General features: G+C 62.2%; 15 protein-coding genes. 12 read left to right on the plus strand and 3 right to left on the minus strand.

Going from position 1 to position 14,708, the window contains the following annotated elements; genetic code table 11:
- Positions 1–300: 300 nt before the first annotated feature.
- Positions 301–1,002 carry a hypothetical protein gene (locus VNH11_00475; protein ID HVA44833.1) on the minus strand — a complete coding sequence of 234 codons (702 nt, stop codon included), beginning with the start codon at positions 1,000–1,002 and terminating at the stop codon, positions 301–303.
- A 260-nt stretch (positions 1,003–1,262) separates the two neighbouring features.
- Between VNH11_00475 and VNH11_00480 the strand changes: the two genes are divergently transcribed.
- Together VNH11_00480 and ligA are read left to right on the plus strand one after the other, a co-directional pair.
- The gene (locus VNH11_00480; GenBank protein ID HVA44834.1) at positions 1,263–1,586 is read left to right on the plus strand and encodes a hypothetical protein; all 324 of its coding nucleotides are present in this window, start codon (positions 1,263–1,265) and stop codon (positions 1,584–1,586) included.
- Complete coding sequence (ligA, locus tag VNH11_00485; protein HVA44835.1) at positions 1,583–3,616, plus strand: NAD-dependent DNA ligase LigA; 2,034 nt, start codon at positions 1,583–1,585, stop codon at positions 3,614–3,616. Before VNH11_00480 ends, ligA begins: the two co-directional genes overlap by 4 nt.
- A 121-nt stretch (positions 3,617–3,737) precedes the next feature.
- Here the strand turns inward: ligA and VNH11_00490 are convergent, their stop codons facing one another.
- Complete coding sequence (locus VNH11_00490; protein ID HVA44836.1) at positions 3,738–4,730, minus strand: DUF1573 domain-containing protein; 993 nt, start codon at positions 4,728–4,730, stop codon at positions 3,738–3,740.
- A gap of 417 nt (positions 4,731–5,147) precedes the next feature.
- On the opposite strand from VNH11_00490, the gene VNH11_00495 reads away from it, so the two are divergent.
- Positions 5,148–7,361, plus strand: a complete 2,214-nt coding sequence (locus VNH11_00495; protein HVA44837.1) for a thioredoxin-like domain-containing protein — start codon at positions 5,148–5,150, stop codon at positions 7,359–7,361.
- A 292-nt stretch (positions 7,362–7,653) separates the two neighbouring features.
- Here VNH11_00495 and VNH11_00500 read toward each other — a convergent pair whose 3' ends face one another.
- Positions 7,654–8,073 carry a response regulator gene (locus VNH11_00500; protein ID HVA44838.1) on the minus strand — a complete coding sequence of 140 codons (420 nt, stop codon included), beginning with the start codon at positions 8,071–8,073 and terminating at the stop codon, positions 7,654–7,656.
- 166 nt (positions 8,074–8,239) lie between these two features.
- On the opposite strand from VNH11_00500, the gene rpsB reads away from it, so the two are divergent.
- The 9 genes from rpsB (at position 8,240) to VNH11_00545 (ending at position 14,692) form a co-directional block, all read left to right on the plus strand.
- Entirely contained in the window at positions 8,240–9,001 is a 762-nt protein-coding gene (gene rpsB, locus VNH11_00505) for a 30S ribosomal protein S2 (GenBank protein HVA44839.1), read from the plus strand.
- Positions 9,002–9,029: 28 nt separating this feature from the next.
- Positions 9,030–9,857: a translation elongation factor Ts gene (tsf, locus tag VNH11_00510; protein ID HVA44840.1), complete on the plus strand. Its 828-nt coding sequence runs from the start codon at positions 9,030–9,032 to the stop codon at positions 9,855–9,857.
- Positions 9,858–9,900: 43 nt separating this feature from the next.
- Positions 9,901–10,641 carry a UMP kinase gene (gene pyrH / locus VNH11_00515; protein HVA44841.1) on the plus strand — a complete coding sequence of 247 codons (741 nt, stop codon included), beginning with the start codon at positions 9,901–9,903 and terminating at the stop codon, positions 10,639–10,641.
- Positions 10,642–10,736: 95 nt separating this feature from the next.
- Positions 10,737–11,297 (plus strand): ribosome recycling factor, encoded by a 561-nt coding sequence (gene frr, locus VNH11_00520; GenBank protein ID HVA44842.1) that lies wholly within the window; start codon positions 10,737–10,739, stop codon positions 11,295–11,297.
- Between the two features lie 109 nt (positions 11,298–11,406).
- Positions 11,407–11,763: a hypothetical protein gene (locus VNH11_00525; GenBank protein ID HVA44843.1), complete on the plus strand. Its 357-nt coding sequence runs from the start codon at positions 11,407–11,409 to the stop codon at positions 11,761–11,763.
- A 99-nt stretch (positions 11,764–11,862) separates the two neighbouring features.
- A complete protein-coding gene (locus tag VNH11_00530; GenBank protein HVA44844.1) occupies positions 11,863–12,630 on the plus strand; it encodes a glycerophosphodiester phosphodiesterase family protein in 768 nt (255 codons plus the stop codon).
- 130 nt (positions 12,631–12,760) lie between these two features.
- The gene (locus VNH11_00535; protein HVA44845.1) at positions 12,761–13,180 is read left to right on the plus strand and encodes a hypothetical protein; all 420 of its coding nucleotides are present in this window, start codon (positions 12,761–12,763) and stop codon (positions 13,178–13,180) included.
- Positions 13,177–14,079: a triphosphoribosyl-dephospho-CoA synthase gene (locus VNH11_00540; protein ID HVA44846.1), complete on the plus strand. Its 903-nt coding sequence runs from the start codon at positions 13,177–13,179 to the stop codon at positions 14,077–14,079. Before VNH11_00535 ends, VNH11_00540 begins: the two co-directional genes overlap by 4 nt.
- A gap of 70 nt (positions 14,080–14,149) precedes the next feature.
- The gene (locus VNH11_00545; GenBank protein HVA44847.1) at positions 14,150–14,692 is read left to right on the plus strand and encodes a TadE/TadG family type IV pilus assembly protein; all 543 of its coding nucleotides are present in this window, start codon (positions 14,150–14,152) and stop codon (positions 14,690–14,692) included.
- Positions 14,693–14,708 lie beyond the last annotated feature (16 nt).

Consider the following 14,708-nt stretch of genomic DNA (forward strand, 5'->3'; position numbering starts at 1 on the left):
CTTTCCGCGGCTGAACAGCCGCGGCCCCATTGAAGCCTGACTTTTTGCGATTTATCGCGGCCCCGCAAGCGACCTTTCTGCGGCGTCCCGGCGCGGGGGCGGATTGAAACGATTGAGTGAGTCGGAGCTGCAGGCCGCGAAGCGGCATTTCCGCGATGGCGAAAGGCGTAGAGTACAATATGCGCCATGCCTACGCTTGCGCGCGAGAAATTTTCGACGGTGACTGCCAATTTGGCAGGCGATTTTACGGACACGCGCCGCGCTGACCTTCCCCCTGACTCATTTCATTGCTAGATCGTGCTACTGTTTCTTGTTCTTTTCCGCGTTCGCTTCCAGATGCTCGAAATTCGGATACTTGGCGATCTCCGAAACGGCGCCGTCGCCCAGCATGTCTTTGAACATACCGGCGAAGCCGGCGATCGTCGTGTTCCAGTGGCCGACTTCCGCGGCCAGCGCCTGGACGTCGCGCTTCTCCCAATAGCCGCCCTCGTCACCCACCTCTCGCAGCAGGCCAAGCTCGGCGGCGGCGTCGAGCAGCGCCACCACCGCCAGATGTGCCCGAAGGAAGTTTTCGACGCCGCCGACCCTCGGATTGCTGGCGTATTGCGTTTTGCAGAACGACGACCAGCACCATTCGCCTGATCCCGCGGCCGCTTCGTTGCCGTCGGCCTCGGTCGTCTTGGGGTAGGTCGCCAAACCGAAATTGGCCTCTTCCGAGCCGTCCGCCGGCAGGGTTCTGAAGGCGATCACCTGACTCGGAACGAGGCGAAGATAGTGGTCCTCTCGTTGGACGAACTGGCAAGCCTGCAGCATCAGCCACAGATTCGGGTCGCGCCGGTCGAGTTTTTCGAAGTTGGCGGCATCCTCGCCGGCTTCGATGATCTCGCCGACTTCCTTGAAGGGCGCATCGAGCGCCTTCTGACGCAGTTGTTCCACAAGCCGCCGGGCCCGCGCTTGGTCGCCGCCGTTGAGCTGCAGAGAATAGTGGATCGTCAGGCCCATGATGCTTCGCTTTCAGAATAGGTGAAGGTCGCCCCCCCTGATGATGCCTGTTTTTTCGCCGCGTTTCAACAGGCTTATTGTAGGGAACGGACTCCGTGCCGTTCCGGGAACTGCGAATAGGCCTTTCTTGCGGGCTCCCGGAACGGCACGGAGTCCCGGAACGGCACGGAGTCCGTTCCCTACACTCGCGAAGCCCAGGTCGGGCGGCTAAGATGACTTTCGTCTCTGCGCCTTGAGTTGCCGACCGTTTCGCCCGAACCATGGCTGAGAAGCGTTCCGCCATCAACCCTTTCTACCTGCTGCTCGTCGTGTTCGGCATTGCCTTCACGCTGACGGCCTGCGCCTATGTCGTGATGATGCTCAAGGCGTTGCACCCGGAGGCCGGGCCGGCGCCCCAGGGCGGGTCGCTGCTCGACTTTGTCGATCGTCACGGGACGGCGCTCTTGACCGCCGAACTGCTGCTGCTGGCACTCTCGACCGTGGGAGCCATCTCCACCGACCGCTATTGGATGCGGCGACAGTCCGCTTTGCACCGAGCGAACCAACCGCCACCTCGGCCAGATCGGCCCTCGAACGCGCCATGACTGGAAAACCGCCCGTCGCCAAGCAAATTGTCGCCAAGCAAATCGAAGACCTGCGTGAAGCGATTCGCTATCACGATCGGAAATACTACGTCGAGGCGGCGCCGGAAATCAGCGATCTTCAATACGATCGGCTGATGAAGGAATTGAAGGAACTCGAAGCGGCGCATCCCGAACTGGTCGCGCCCGACAGCCCGACGCAACGCGTCGGCGAGCGGCCCGTCGAGGGACTCGCGCAGGTGGAGCATCGCATCCCGATGCTTTCCATCGAAAATACTTATAATCTGCCGGAGGTGCGGGAGTTCGCGGCACGGGCGGCGAAAAAACTGGCCGGCGAAACGATCGAATGGGTCGTGGAGCTGAAGGTCGACGGCGTGGCCGTGGCCCTGGTCTACGAAAACGGCCTGCTGGCCCGCGGCGTCACGCGCGGCAACGGCCGTCTGGGCGACGACGTCACGCACAACATCCGCACCATCGGCGACGTGCCGCTGCGGCTGGCGTGCGGCAAGCCGCCGCCGGTGTTGGAAGTGCGCGGGGAGGTGTACATGACCAACTCCGACCTGGTCAAGCTGAATCAAGAGCAGGCCAAGCGAGGCGAGCCACCGTTCGCCAACTCTCGCAACGTCACGGCCGGCAGCATCCGGCTGCTCGATCCCCGCAGTTGCGCCAAACGCCGGCTGCGGTTTTTCTGCCACGGAGTGGGCTATGTGGAAGGCGTCGAGGCCAAAAACCATCGGGATTTCCTGGCGGCGCTGGCCGGCTACGGTTTGCCGACCACGCCGATGGTCGAGTGCTTCGCGTCGATCGACGCGGCGCTGGCGCATTGCGAGTCGCTCATCGAGCGCTTGCACGAACTCGACTTCGAGATCGACGGGCTGGTGCTCAAGGTGAACGATTTCGAACAGCGCGAGCGGCTGGGCACGACCAGCAAGAGCCCTCGCTGGGTGGTGGCCTATAAGTTCGAGAAATACGAGGCCACCACGCGGCTCAACGACATCCGCGTGCAGGTCGGTAAGACCGGGGCCATCACTCCGGTCGCCGACCTGGAGCCGGTCGAGCTGGCGGGCACCGTCGTCAGCCGGGCCAGCCTGCACAACGCCGACGAGATCGAGCGAAAAGACGTGCGGATCGGCGACGTGGTCGTCGTGGAGAAAGCGGGCAAAATCATCCCGCACATCGTGCGCGTCGAAAAGCACCTTCGCGAAGGACATCACCGCAAGTTTCCTTTTCCCGAAGCCTGTCCCGAGTGCGGTGCCACGTTGGTGAAAGACGAGGGAGGCGTTTACATCCGCTGCCCGAACCCCAAGTGCCCGGCCCAGCTAAAGGAGCGGCTGCGTTACTTCGCCGGCCGCAATGCCATGGACATCGAGGGGCTGGGCGACAAGCTGGTCGATCAGCTTGTGGCCGAGGGGTTGGTGCGGGGCTATGGCGATCTTTATCGCCTCTCGATCGACAAGTTGATGGAGCTGGAGCGGATGGGGCAACGCTCGTCGGAAAAGCTGCTGGAAGGGGTCGAGGCCAGCAAGGGGCGAGGGTTGGCGAGGTTGCTCAACGCCTTGGCCATCCGCCATGTGGGCGTGCGCCTGGCCACGGTGCTGGCCGATCATTTCGGTTCGATGGAAGCCTTGATGGCCGCCGACGAGGAAGAGCTGGCGGACGTCAACGAGGTTGGCCCCGTCATCGCCAAAAGCGTCTATCAATACTTGCACAGTGAATACGGCGCCGCGACCGCCCGCGAGCTCAAAGAGCTCGGCTTGAATATGGAAGCGCCGCGGCTGGCCAAGCCGCGCGGCGGCAAAGGCAAGCTGGCGGGCAAAACGCTGGTCGTCACCGGAAGCTTGCAGAAATACACCCGCGACGAGATCGGAGAGCTGATCGCCCGGCACGGCGGCCGGGCGGCATCGAGCGTGTCGAAGAACACCGATTATGTGGTGGCCGGCGAAAAGGCCGGCAGCAAGCTCGACAAAGCGCGATCGCTGGGAGTGCCGGTGTTGAGCGAAGAAGAGTTCGAGAAGTTGATCGCGGGCGAATGAGGCATCAGGCGTCAGGCGTCAGGCGTCAGGCATCAGGCAGTTCAAAGTTGCAGTTTCCTGAACCCTGAACCCTGAACCCTGAACCCTATGGTGGGCCGGCGCTCGCAAGCTCGCTCCTACCCTACGACTCCGGCTCGACAATGGTGGCGTGAGCGGGCACCTCGGTTGAGGCATCGCCGTCCAGGTCGGTGACGATGCGGATTCGCGTGTTCCGCTTGCCGGCCGATGGCGGCGCGACAAACGTGACATACACGATATGCCGGCGCTCGGCCGTCTGGGGATACTCGAAGGTGAAACTCTCGTCGTCGCATTCGACGGCGGTAATGCGAAATGGCTGCTTGGCTTGAATCACCAGCGGTTTGCGGAGCTTGCCGCCCGGCTTGGCCACCCCCATGACGAGCAACGAGGAGCTGGCGGTCAGCCGCGACAGAATGCGGCCTTCGATCTCGATGGGGAACTCCGTCGACCGGGAGCCGTTGGCGACGACGAGCAACCGCTCTTTCAAATACCCGACGGGCGCTCCGGGCAACAATCGGACCTTCATTTCATAGGTCACCTGACCGACTTGGCGGCCCGTTTCCACCGCCTCGGCTTCGACGAACTCCGAGCTGGAGCGGATTTCGGTGATTTGCCAGTCGCGGTCGGTGCGGGCGGTGATGGCGATCGTCTGTTCGGCCGGCTTGTCGGCGTCGAGTGTGCCGAATTGCACCCCGCCCGGCTCCAATTCCACGTCGCTGCGGATGTAGCCGGCGACCTGCAGTTGGACCTCCGCCGGGAAGGGCTTATCGAGCGTCACCGTAATCGTGGCCGATTTCTGGCCTAGGTGGTTGCGCGTATTGAAGGTGGCGACGACGTACCCTTCGTCGTAGGTTTTCAACAGTTCTTGGCTGATGGTGGGGGTCGTGCAGCCGCAGCTCGAACGAAAGCCGCTGATGTGAACGTCTTCCAGATAGATATTGGTCAGCTTGAAGCGGTATTCGGCCTTCGCGCCGCGAGCGACGCTGCCAAAATCATGACTGGTGACATCGAACAGCTTGCGCGCCCACTCCTGGCCGAGCGCGAAGGGGCCCGACGCCGAAATAAGGGCGAGGCTGAGAATCACGATGCGCGCCACAAAACCGACCTCCCAGAAGAACCTTCGCGAAAAAATAGGCGGCAGCCAAACCTATGTCAACGCGACGTATATCTTCAGAATTCGACCGCGCTGGCCGCAAACTTGCAACGATTGCCGTCGTTTTTGGCAAGATAGCGAAGCCGGGAAGAAGCGGAAACGTTTGCCCGGCATGCCGCCTTTCCTAGCATGGTGCAGTTCCGATAAGATAGGTAGCCGGCTTGCGGAGCAAGCGGAACCAGGTAGCCCGCTTGCTCCGCAAGCGGAACCAGGTAGCCCGCTTGCTCCGCAAGCGGAAGGACGTCGCAACCGCTTCAGGCGCCTATGAGTAGTGAAGACTGCTTAGGGCTGCGACGCCGTTCCGCTTGCGGAGCAAGCGGGCTACCGAGCGGTCATCCCCACCTATCGATCCTAAACACTATGACTTTGCCCCAGCCCGCCGTGGCCCGACCCGATCGCCGGCTTACTTGCTTCGTCGTTGTTTTCCTGGCAATTGCCTGCGGAGGATGCGGCGCCAACGCGAAGGTCGCCACGGCCCGAGAGAAGGAGCCGCGGAAGCAAACGGCAAAGGCAAAACCCGCGGCGGAAACGCCGGACACGGAACAGCCGGACGATGGCGAGTTTCCCTATCAGCACCGCATTGCTTGTCCCGATTTGACCGGCGGCGTCGGTTGGCTCAATACGGCCGGCCCGCTGGAGCTGAAAGACCTGCGGGGCAAGTTCGTGGTGCTCGACTTCTGGACGTTTTGCTGCATCAACTGCATGCACATTCTGCCGGAGCTGAAGAAGCTCGAAGCGGCCTACCCCCGTGAAGTCGTCGTGATCGGGGTCCATTCGGCCAAGTTCGAGAAGGAAGAGGACTCCAAGAACATCGCCGAAGCGATTCAGCGCTACGACATCGAACACCCGGTGGTCAACGATGCGCGGCACGCGATTTGGAACCGCTTCGGCATCAGTAGTTGGCCGACCGTGTTGCTCATCGATCCGGAAGGGAACCTGGTGTGGGGGCGAAGCGGCGAAGTGGAGTTCAAGCTGCTCGACTCGGTGATCAAGTCGGGGTTGGCCTATTACCGGCGCAAGGGCGTGCTCGACGAAGCGCCGTTGCGCTTCGAGCTCGAAGCGGCGAAAGCACGGCGCACCCCCCTGCGCTATCCTGGCAAAATCGTGGCCGACGCGGCCGGCGGCCGGTTGTTCATTGCCGACAGCAACCACCATCGCCTGATCGTCGCGAGTCTTGAGGGCCAAGAAATCGCCACCATCGGTTCCGGAGCGTTGGGCGCCGACGACGGGCCGTTTGATACGGCGTCGTTCAACCATCCACAGGGCATGGCCATCGCGGGCGACACGCTTTATGTGGCCGACACCGAAAACCATAAGCTGCGGAAAGTCGACTTGAAAAACAAGACGGTGACCACCATCGCCGGCACGGGACAGCAGCGGCGGTCGTATCACTGGCCCGGCATGCGGGAAGCCGATGAGCAGCCAGTCGAATCGAGCCGGCCGGGCATGCCCTTCGCCGCCAAGTCGCAAGGGACGGCCCTGAACAGCCCGTGGGATTTGTGCATCCACGGCGACGACCTTTACATCGCCATGGCCGGATCGCACCAGATTTGGCGCATGACGCTCGATGAGAAAGCCATCGGCCCCTACGCGGGCAACGGCCGCGAAGATATCGTCGATGGTCCGCTGCTGCCGTCGCAGCCCTTCGAAGAAGGTTTTGCGTCCTTCGCGCAGCCCAGCGGCCTGGCGACCGACGGCAAATGGCTCTATGTGGCCGACAGCGAGGGAAGTTCGATCCGGGCCGTTCCGTTCGATCCTGCCCAGGAAGTGAAAACGGTGATCGGCACGTCGCGGCTTTCGCGTGCTCGGCTGTTTACCTTCGGCGACGTTGACGGCCGGGGCGCTGAAGTCCGCTTGCAACACTGCCTGGGCGCGGCATACGCCGAGGGACAGCTTTACGTGGCCGACACCTACAACAACAAAATCAAGGTGATCGACCCCAAGAACAAAACGTGCCGCACGGTGGCGGGCACCGGCAAGCCGGGCACGAACGACGGTCCGGCCCAGTTCGACGAACCGGCCGGCATCAGCGCGGCCGACGGCCGGTTGTATGTCGCCGACACCAACAACCATCTCATTCGCGTCGTCGACCTAAAGCACGGCAACCAAGTGAGCACGCTCTCGATTGCGGGCCTAACGCCGCCGGAGCCGAGCGATGATTCTCTTGTGGCGGGCCAGGCTGAAGGCGACACCGTCGAGTTGCCTTTGACCGTCCTGAAACCGGACAACGGCAAGGTTTACCTCTCGGTCGAGCTGCATTTGCCCGATGGCTACAAGATCAACGCTCAAGCTCCGATGGCGTATCGAGTGGAAGCCCAAAGCGAAGGGGTGGTCGATCGCAAAGCCATCGGCAAATCGGTGAAATTGGAGAAACCGGCGGCCGACTTTCAGATTGAGCTGCCCTTGACCGGCGACACCGGCAGCGATGCGTTGAAACTTTCGCTGACCTACTATTACTGTCAGCACGGCGGGGCGGGATTGTGCAAGGTGGGCACGGCAACCTGGAAGCTGCCGCTGAAACTCGCGCCCGACGCCACGAGTTCGACGCTCCTGTTGGAGTTGGATGTGGAATAGGATGGGGCTGGCCTGCGTCCGACGCCGCGTCGCGGCCGTTGCATTTCCCAGTCCCGTAGGGACGGTAGAGTTTAGCCGAGGGCGCGAGCCCACGGAAGGAAGAGGAACGCCAACGATCCGCGCAGCCGCGTAGCGGCGACAGAGCGCGTGGTGCGATACCTCTGTCGCCGCTACGCGGCTGGCCTAATCTACCGCATCGGTACCGTGGGCTATCTCGCCGCTACGCGGCTGACGCGCGAGATGTGTAGAACAACGCGGGTGGGCCGGCGCTCGCAAGCTCGCTTGTCCCACCCTACGCTTTACTGCGAACGACCGTGGCCAGGATTTCTCCTAGTTTGCGCGAATCGACCGGCTTGACGATATGGGCGGCGAGGCCCGCTTCCAGCGACCGCTCGCGATCGCTGTCCTGCCCGTAACCGGTGACAGCGACCAGCGGCACCTGGGCCAGGTGCGAATGCTGGCGGATGCGTCGGGCGACTTCGTATCCATCGATCTCCGGCAGGCCCAAGTCGAGGATCACGGCGTCGGGCGACTCGGCAATGGCCCGCTCCACGCCCGTCGCGCCCGAGTAGGCCACGCTGGCTTGATGGCCCATGACACGCAGAAGCATCGCCATCGTATCGGCCGCATCGTGGTTGTCGTCGATTACCAACAGCCGCAGCGACGGGCCGCTCGTCTTCGCGTTTTTCGTGGCCGGGTCGGATTCCGACATCAAGTGCTCCTCGTGCAACTCTAGCACCCCGACGCAAGTTTGGCCAGCGTTTCCAATTGCCGAAACTCGAAAACCGGCTATCATAATGAGTTTCCGCCTTGAACGGCCCAAGGCAACCGGCGCATGGGCGCCTCACTGGCCGAATGACCCCAATCAAGGAGATCGCGTGGCAACAGTTCTCGTGAAGCAGCTTATCGAAGCGGGCGTCCATTTCGGGCACCGCGCCAGTCGCTGGAACCCCAAGATGCGGCCTTACATCTACGGTCGCCGCAACCTGATCCATATTATCGATGTGCGAGAGACGGTGCGCGGGCTGATCCGCGCCCGAAAGTACCTCACGCAGGTCGCCGGTGGGGGAAGCCTGATCCTGTTCGTCGGCACCAAGCGACAAGCGGCCGAGACGGTCGAACGCGAATCCAGCCGTTGCGGCATGCCCTTTGTCAGCGACCGCTGGCTGGGCGGCGCGCTCACGAACTTTCGCACCATTCGCGGCCGCCTCACGCGGCTGGAAGAGCTGGAACGGCTGCGTGCCGGCGAGGAGCTGCAAGCCTATTCCAAGAAGATGCAGTCGGCCTTGAACCGCGAATATCGCAAGATGTTCCGCAATCTCAACGGCATGCGCACCATGAACCGCCTGCCGGAGTGCATGGTGGTCATCGACCCGCGCAAGGAGCACAACGCCATCGACGAGGCCCGCAAGCTGGGCATCACCACCGTGGCCCTGATCGACACCGACTGCGATCCCGACTTGGTCGACCTGCCGATTCCGGGCAACGACGACAGTATCCGTTCGATTGAGATCGTGATGCAACAGTTGGCCAACGCGGTGCTGGAAGGCAAAGCGAACGCCGCGGCCAACGTGGGTGTCGTACCGGAAGGCGCGCCCGCGGCCTACACGATGCCGGCCGACGAAGACAAGGACGCCTAGCAAACAGCGAATTAAAGGAGAAACCACCATGGCAGAGATCACTGCGACAATGGTCAAGGCGTTGCGCGAGCGCACCGGCTTGCCGATGATGGATTGCAAGAAGGCCCTGCAAGAGACGGGCGGCGATGAGCAAAAAGCCCTGGAATACATCCGCAAGCAGGGCATCAAGACCAAAGAAACCCGCCTTGGCCGCGAGACCTCGGCCGGCCGCATCGCCATCCATACCGACTTTGCCAAGGGCGTGGCGGCCATGATCGAGTTGCAGTGCGAGAGCGCGCCGGTGGCCGGCGGCAAGGAGTTCATGCAGTTCGCCAACGACCTGGCCAAGCAGCTTGCGACGGGGCCGGGAGCGGCCGGCGGCGAAGAGCTGCTCAAGCAATCGATGCCAGGTAAGACGCAGACCTTTGGCGACGCGCTCGACGACATGTATAACCGCATTCGCGAGGTGTTCAAGCTGGGCCGCGTGACGCGGATCGACGGCGCCTGCGGCGGCTATGCCCATCACGACGGCTCGGCCGGCGCGCTGGTCGAAGTGAAGGGAGGCACGCCGGAGGTCGCCAAAGACATCGCCATGCACGTGGTGGCGTTCAAGCCGGCGGCCGTGTCGAAGGACGATCTCGATCCCGCGGCCGTGGAGAAAGAGCGCGAAATCCTGACGGAGGCGGCCCGCAAAGAGGGGAAGCCCGAAAACATCATCGGCAAGATGATCGAAGGGCGGCTGAAGAACTTCTTTGCCGAGAAGGTGCTGCTGGAACAGCCGTTCGTGAAGGACGACAAACGCACCGTGGGCAAGGTTGCCGACGAGGCCAAGATGAAGGTCGTGCGGTTCGTCCGCTGGGAACTGGGTAAGGAATAGATCCTACTCGGTATTGACAAGCAACATCGGCGATACAAAGCCCATGACTGACCAACCCACCGAGCGCAAGCGCCGCGTCGTCTTGAAATTGTCGGGCGAAAGTTTTGCCCGAGCGGGCGAGCGCGGCATCAGCATGCAGGAAGTCGTACACATTGCCCGGCAGACGGCGGGAGCGGCCAAAAAAGGCGCACAAATCGCCATCGTCATCGGAGGCGGCAATATTCTGCGCGGGGCGCAGTTCACCTCGGCCAGCACGAGCATCCAGGAAGCGACGGCCCACTACATGGGCATGCTCGCCACGGTGATTAATGGCCTGGCATTGCAGGACGCGCTCGAATCGCTGGGCTGTGAAACACGGCTCTCGACCGCCATCCGCATGGACGGCGTCGCCGAGCCCTACATCCGCCGTCGGGCCAGACGGCATCTGGAGAAAGGCCGCATTGTCATCCTGGCCTGCGGGACGGGCAGCCCGTTCGTCACCACCGACACGGCCGCCGCCCAGCGAGCCTTGGAGCTCGACGCCGACGTTCTGCTGAAGGCCACCCGCGTCGACGGCGTCTATAGCGACGACCCCGAGAAAAACCCGCACGCCGTGCTCTACAGCGAGTTGAGCTACGCCCAGGTGCGCGAGCAGAACCTGCGGGTGATGGACCCGACCGCCATCGCCCAGTGCATGGAGCACAACATGCCGATCCTGGTGTTCAACTTCAAGAAAGAAGGGAACATCGAGCGTGCGGTGGCCGGCGAAATGGTCGGCACGTGTATCGGCCCAGCGACGAAGTGAAGGCAGAAGGCAGAAATCTGATATACTTGTTATTGCCGTGTGGCCAGAGTCTGTGCCATCCCTTATCCCTCATCTCTCATCCCTCATCCTTCGCTATGAGCGCTGACGAAACCCTGCTGGACGTCGAAGAACGCATGGAAAAGGCGGTCGATAAGCTGAAGCATGACCTGGCCGGCATACGCACGGGCCGGGCGAATCCGGGCCTGGTCGATTCGCTGCGCGTCGAGGCCTATGGCTCGCCCACGCCCATCAAGCAGCTTGCCTCGATCGGCGCGCCGGAGCCGACGCAGATCGTGATCCGCCCGTTCGATCCCGGCACGCTCAAAGACATTGAAAAGGCGATCCTGGCGAGCGGCCTGGGGCTGACGCCGATGAACGACGGCAAGCTGATTCGCTTGAACGTGCCGCCGCTTTCGACCGAGACGCGCCGCAAGCTGGTCGGCCGCATCAAGGAGCTGGCGGAAGAAGCCAAGGTCGCGATTCGCAACGTGCGCCGCGACGGCAACAAGCAGGCCGACCAGGAGGAGAAAGACAAGGTCCTGTCGGAAGACGATTGCGAGAGTCTCAAGGAGGAGATTCAAGAGTTGACCAAGACTTTCGAGAACCGCGCCACGGAACTTGCCAAGGCCAAAGAGCAAGAGGTGATGGAGGATTAGGCGTGGACAACGGCCAAGCTGCGGAACCGCGTCGCGCGGCGTTTGAGAACGCTTTGCCGCGCGAGCTGATTCCTCCCGGTCCGCTTTTCATCGATGAAGGATAAGAATCATGGACTTGGTCGCCGCGAACGAATTCTTCGCGTCATTGAAGCCGGACGACAAGCTTCAGATGCTCGCGAATCTTGCCTACTACCTGACCATCGTCGCCAGAGACACTTATGGGGCAGACGGCGGCGTTAAAGATTCTAAACGGTTGCGATCGCTAATCGAAGTGCAACATCGCACTCTGGCGATGCTCTGTTCGCTCGTCAGCGGTACGAGCGCTTCTCGCATGCCAGATGAAGCGATCGTAACGCTGTTCCTAGGCCCGCGCGATGATCGCGCTCTGGCAGCGCTACTCGCTTTCACTTTCAAACAAGCGGCCGCGCTGACGTCACAAAGGAGCGTAGAAGAAGCTCCTTCCTAACATGGGCTCGCAGATGGTCATTCGTCGCGAGGCACGATGGACCTGTTCTCTCCGGGCCGCCACGACTCGCCAGGCACAAGGCAATCCGGGACCAGTTCAATGACCCCCTCGCTGATAGAACTTCTCGATTCGCCAAAGACGCTTCTCCTCGCCCATCGCGGCGACAGCCGCGTCGCGCCTGAAAACACGCTGCCGGCCTTCGAGTCGGCCTTGAAGCTGGGCGTCGATCTGGTCGAACTCGATTACCATCAATCGGCCGACGGCGTGCCGGTGGTGTTTCATGACAAAGAACTTGATCGCTGCACCAATGCATGCGCGCTGTGGGGCGGCGAGAAGGTGTTGCTGTCGAGCCGGGCCTGGTCGGACCTTTGTCAACTCGATGCGGGCGGCTGGTATGGCGAGCAGTTCGCCGGCACGCGGCTCGCCACGCTGGAAGAGGCGTTGCGGCTGATATGTCCCAGGGCTGGCTGCATGATCGAGCGCAAATCGGGCGACGCGGAAACGCTCGTGGCGCTCATTGACCGTCTAGGTGTCGTCGATCGCTGTGCCGTGGCGGCTTTTGATTGGAGCTTTCTCGCACGCTGTCGCGAGCTTTCGTCCTCAATAGTTCTGGAGGCTTTGGGAACCGAGCGGTTGACATCCCAGCGTCTCGATGCGGCAATGCAGTTTGCCCCGCGAGTCATTGGCTGGGACAATCGTCATATCACCGCGGAAGGTATTGGTATGGTTCATCGCCGCCGCTTGAAAGTCTGGGTTTGGACGGTCGACGATCCTGCGCGCGCCGCGGAGCTGATTGCCTGGGGCGCCGACGGGGTGATTAGCAATGTGCCTCGCGAGATTCAGCCCGTTGTCGCGACGAGTAAATAAGACTGAATCGCCAATCAAGTGCCATGGAGAACGCCAGATGATTCAGGCCGACAGGTCCGCGGCGGAGCCTAATCGCCATTGGCGAGCATTTTGGTTGGGCGGTCAATTCTCAATCGCTGACCTTCGTCTGTTGACGGCACTGATTGGAGCATCGGTTGCACTCGCGGGCTGGAAAGACGCGGCAAGAGATCAAAAGGCCATCGCTCCCTTGCCCGCGTCGATCGTCTGTGCGGCGATGGCACTTGTCATGTCGATCGTCTATCTGCTGCCGATTTCCTGGGTGGCACTGACAGTTCGCAGCCGCGTGCGGACGCTAGTTCTCTTGGCCTGCTTGACCGCCGCGTTCGCTGTTCCTTTGCTGTTTACCGCCCCGCGACAAAATTGGGAAATCGCCGTCGGCGGCGCCAGTGGGCTTTTGTTGACTGTGCCTGGCAGTTTTTGTTTGTGGCGATGCGGGGGCTATCGGCTGCTTCGACCGGTGCCGACGGACGCGAACGTGCCAACCACCGAGGCGGGACGTGAGCTATCGCCGCTGGAGAATCGACCGTGAACGTGGGTCAGCTTGCCGCCCTGGCCTGCCTGTGGGAGGTTTCCGCCAGCAAGCCGGGCAACGTCCATCGGGCCGCCGATTTCGACGACCTCACGTTCGTCGACTTTGCCACCAGCGCGGTGGCCATCATCCCGGCTCTCGACGCGGCCGCGGCGGGTGCTCGGCTAGGCGAGACGGTGCTCCGCGCGGTCCGGGCAACTCGCGAGGCCGTGGCGACGAACACCAATCTCGGCACCGTGTTGCTGATGTCGCCGCTGGCGATGGCCGCCGGAGAACCACTGCGCGAAGGCGTGTCGCGGGTATTACGTTCGCTCGACAAAGAAGATGTTCGTCTCGTCTACGAAGCGATCCGGCTGGCTGGTCCCGGCGGAATGGACCGTGTTGAGGAGGCCGATATTCAGGGCGAACCGCCCGACGACCTGTTGCACGCCATGCGGTTGGCGGCCGACCGCGACCTGGTTGCCCGGCAGTATGTCAACGGTTTCGCCGAAATCTTCGACGTGGCATTGCCCGCGCTGGCCGAGGGCCAGGGCTGTGGTTGGCCGCTGGGCCATGCGATCGTACATGCCCAGATGCGGTTGATGAGCGAATATCCCGATAGCCTCGTCGCACGCAAGTGCGGCGCTGCCGTGGCCCGGCAGTCGGCGGCGATGGCTGGCGCGGTTATCGCGGCGGGACTACCCGGCGACGTTGCCTATGAAAACGCCCTTGCCGATTTTGACTTTTGGCTGCGCTCGGATGGGCACCGCCGCAATCCGGGCACCACCGCCGATCTGCTGGCCGCAAGTTTGTTTGCAGCCCTCGTCAGCGGAGCCATCGCGCTGCCAGCGCGGTTCTATCGATCCCAAGCACGACGCACCGAGAATAAAGCCCCTCTTTTGCCGAAGCTCATTCCGTGACATAGACTTCGCGAGGAAGGTTTCCGCGTCTTTTCGGGTTTTCGGTTCGGAGACGGCATTGAGCAGATCGATGGCACCAGGGCGACGAGGCGGCGCGCACCCTACTGCGTCGCGTGGCGAGCGCCGCGGCACGGTGGCCGTCGAGGCGGCCTTGTGCCTGCCGATTCTGCTGATTCTTATGGTCGGCATGTGGCAAGTTGGCCGCTTGGTGCAGGTCTCGCAAATCCTGAACAACGCCGCGCGGTCGGGCGCGCGCTATGCGGCCATGGGTAGCACCAACCTGAACGGAGTGAATACCCCGATTACCGCCGCGATGGTGCAAAAGACCGTCAGCAGCTACTTGCTGGCGTCGGGATTGCCGCCAGCCGTGGTCAACGAGACACAGATTCAAGTCCTGAATCTCAGCGGAAATAACTGGACCGATCCGGGCAGCGCCCAGCCGATGGATCAATTCCAGGTGCAGGTCACCATTTTGCCGGCGGGATTCAGCAACCTATTGTGGAGCGGCCTGATGCTGAGTGGCACCGAAAACCTCAATCAGCTCTCATCAACCGCCACGTGGGTGTCGCTGGTTGATTCGCAAGTCAGCGTCAACACGCAACTTCCCTACTAAGTCGACAAACTCCAGA

The sequence above is a fragment of the Pirellulales bacterium genome (assembly GCA_035533075.1).
Classification (GTDB): domain Bacteria; phylum Planctomycetota; class Planctomycetia; order Pirellulales; family JAICIG01; genus DASSFG01.

Bases quoted from the DNA above. Each gene is read 5' to 3' on its own strand.
- VNH11_00545 (HVA44847.1), top strand. From the start codon at position 14,150: ATGGCACCAGGGCGACGAGGCGGCGCGCACCCTACTGCGTCGCGTGGC.
- VNH11_00480 (HVA44834.1), top strand. From the start codon at position 1,263: ATGGCTGAGAAGCGTTCCGCCATCAACCCTTTCTACCTGCTGCTCGTC.
- VNH11_00530 (HVA44844.1), top strand. From the start codon at position 11,863: ATGACCCCCTCGCTGATAGAACTTCTCGATTCGCCAAAGACGCTTCTC.
- frr (HVA44842.1), top strand. From the start codon at position 10,737: ATGAGCGCTGACGAAACCCTGCTGGACGTCGAAGAACGCATGGAAAAG.
- tsf (HVA44840.1), top strand. From the start codon at position 9,030: ATGGCAGAGATCACTGCGACAATGGTCAAGGCGTTGCGCGAGCGCACC.
- ligA (HVA44835.1), top strand. From the start codon at position 1,583: ATGACTGGAAAACCGCCCGTCGCCAAGCAAATTGTCGCCAAGCAAATC.
- VNH11_00475 (HVA44833.1), bottom strand. From the start codon at position 1,002: ATGGGCCTGACGATCCACTATTCTCTGCAGCTCAACGGCGGCGACCAA.
- pyrH (HVA44841.1), top strand. From the start codon at position 9,901: ATGACTGACCAACCCACCGAGCGCAAGCGCCGCGTCGTCTTGAAATTG.
- VNH11_00500 (HVA44838.1), bottom strand. From the start codon at position 8,073: ATGTCGGAATCCGACCCGGCCACGAAAAACGCGAAGACGAGCGGCCCG.
- VNH11_00525 (HVA44843.1), top strand. From the start codon at position 11,407: ATGGACTTGGTCGCCGCGAACGAATTCTTCGCGTCATTGAAGCCGGAC.
- VNH11_00495 (HVA44837.1), top strand. From the start codon at position 5,148: ATGACTTTGCCCCAGCCCGCCGTGGCCCGACCCGATCGCCGGCTTACT.